Here is a 2,764-nt window from a genome sequence, read left to right as displayed (position 1 = left end):
AAAAAAGAGGTCAAGGACCTCTTTTTAAGTTGATTATAATTGCATTTGATTATAAGATTTTGTGAAAGCTTCCAGTATATCTTTTGGTGCTTTGGAGTAATCTACTGAAGTTTCCAAAGTCCCTTTTACAATCGTACGATAAGTTGCTGCGGCATCCTCACAGGTCACCAAGGTGATTTCATTAACCCCTTCACGATCTGCAATGACATCGACACGATCTGGTGTCACTGTCTCAACAGAATTGATGACATAGGTATACACCTTTTCCTTATCAGTGATATAGATTTTCATTCCAGCTTTGGCATGTTCTAACGGGGAAAAGAGCATTTCATTTGCCCCTGTTAAACCAAAGACATGGTGACTAGCCAAGGAGTAATTCCTTTCCCCCATAACCTGGTCCTCTTTCATGGTACCTGCCCCATAATAGAGTCCCACATTATCTAAGCCTTTAAAAATCGGAAGGTTCATCTTCAACTCAGGAATTGCTATCCCCCCAATAACAGGCAACTTCTGCGCCTGCCACTGAGCATTGATAACAGATTCTGTAGAAAGCGATTTGACTTCTTTAAAATCAAAGCTAGTCTTGGCATCTTTATTCTTATCGATGGTCTTTTTCGATACCTTGTTGACTTGATACTGATTAGTATGCCACACCATGATCATGTTCCGAATCGGAGCATTAAAGATCAAGGCAATAGACAAAAGGATTAGTAAGGTAGCAAAGATATTAATCAAGCGATTGCGTAAGCTTGTTTTCTTCTTTTTTCTTCTTGAAGCCATTTTTTATCCTACCCTTCACTTTCAGTTTCAGTCTCTGACTCATCATTTTCGTCAGCTTGAACCGTTGTAAAGGTTACGATTTGGGCATCTTGATCCAGACGCATCACTTTCACACCCATGGTCGAACGTCCAGTTTGAGAAATATTGGCGACGCTGGTACGAATCATGACACCTGTATTGGTGATAATCATCAAATCCTCATCTCCTTTGACAGTCATGAGACCGGCTAGAGGACCATTCTTATCAGCCACATTAGCAGTTTTAATCCCTTTACCACCACGTCCTTTTGTTGGATACTCATCAGCACGCGTGCGTTTACCGTATCCCTTTTCAGTGATGATCAATACTTCATCTTGGTCTGTAATCACGCTTGCACCGACCACTTGGTCACCTGGGCGAAGGTTGACACCTCGTACCCCAGTTGCAGAACGCCCCATGTTCCGTACAACAGACTCTTTGAAGCGGACAGAATAACCAAATTTAGTCCCAATGATCACGTCCGTATTTCCGTCTGTGAGGAAGACATTGATCAGCTCATCCTCATCTTTAAGGTTAAGAGCTTTCAAGCCATTTTGACGAATATTAGCAAACTCAGCTACACTGGTTCGTTTCACCAAACCTGAACGGGTTGTAAAGAAGAGATAAGCGTCTTCACTACGATCCTGAGCGACGTTAATAATGGTCTGAATGGATTCTCCGTCATCTAACTTGAGCAAGTTGACAATTGGAAGCCCCTTAGCTGTACGGCCGTATTCAGGGATTTCATAGCCTTTCAGACGGTAAACCCGTCCCTTATTGGTAAAGAAGAGCAAACGATCATGGGTGCTGGTAGAAACCAATTCACGGACAAAGTCATCATCTTTGACCCCTGTACCTTGAACACCACGTCCCCCTCGTTTTTGAGCAGTAAATTCATCTTGATCCAATCGTTTGATGTAACCCTTGTTAGAGAGAGTAATCAAGACATTGCTTTCTTCGATCAAATCTTCGTCTTCTAGTGATAGAACTTCTCCTACCATCAATTCTGTCCGACGTGGATCTCCAAACTTCCGTTTGACCTCGTCCAATTCTTCCTTGATAATCGCAACTACACGCTCTGGCTTGGCTAAAATATCAGCAAGATCAGCAATCAAGGCAACGAGATCATCGTATTCGCTTTGAATCTTGTCACGTTCCAAACCAGTCAAACGACGTAGACGCATATCCAAGATAGCTTGACTTTGACGCTCAGAAAGATTGAACTTACTCATCAATTCTGCTTGTGCTTCTGCATCTGTCTGGCTATTACGGATGATTTTAATCACTTCATCGATGTGATCAAGAGCAATTAAGAGACCTTCCAAGATATGGGCACGAGCTTCCGCCTTCTCTTTATCAAAGATAGTCCGACGAGTCACCACTTCTTTTTGGTGCTCAATATAAGATCCTAAAATCTCACGAAGAGAGAGAATCTTAGGGACACCATTTTGGATAGCCAACATGTTGAAACCAAAGTTGGTTTGCATTTGGGTCATCTTGAAGAGGTTGTTTAAGATAACATTGGCTGAGGCATCGCGACGCACTTCAATGACAAAACGAACCCCTTCCCGGTTAGACTCATCCCGAACTGCTGTGATCCCATCGATTCGTTTTTCTTGAACCAAACGAACGATATGCTCATGCACTTTGGTCTTGTTGACCATATAAGGAAATTCAGTGACGACAATGCGTTCACGGCCTGTCTTGGTCTCTTCAATTTCCGTCCGAGACCGCAAGACAATCGAGCCTTTTCCTGTTTCATAGGCCTTATGAATACCCGATTTGCCCATGACCAAGGCTCCAGTAGGGAAATCTGGTCCAGGAAGCACTTCCATCAGTTCACGCGTTGTCACATCAGGATTATCCATCATTAGCTTGACAGCATCAATAGACTCACCGAGGTTGTGTGGAGGGATATTTGTCGCCATCCCTACCGCAATCCCTGTCGCTCCATTGACTAACAAGT

The 2,764-nt window shown here is 43.1% G+C and carries 2 protein-coding genes; both read right to left on the bottom strand.

Translation table 11 applies throughout. The features are described from left to right. Window positions 1–33 precede the first annotated feature (33 nt). Window positions 34–780: a class A sortase gene (locus tag QZ158_RS08180; RefSeq protein ID WP_048715926.1), complete on the bottom strand. Its 747-nt coding sequence runs from the start codon at window positions 778–780 to the stop codon at window positions 34–36. A gap of 8 nt (window positions 781–788) precedes the next feature. Further along, the coding region (gyrA, locus tag QZ158_RS08175; RefSeq protein ID WP_293887502.1) for a DNA gyrase subunit A at window positions 789–2,764 on the bottom strand (1,976 nt) is incomplete at its 5' end.

The sequence above is a fragment of the Streptococcus sp. A12 genome (assembly GCF_905372335.1).
In the GTDB taxonomy this organism is placed as follows: Bacteria; Bacillota; Bacilli; order Lactobacillales; family Streptococcaceae; genus Streptococcus.
Note: the sequence above shows the minus strand (reverse complement) of the source record. Positions and strands in the feature narration are given on the sequence as shown.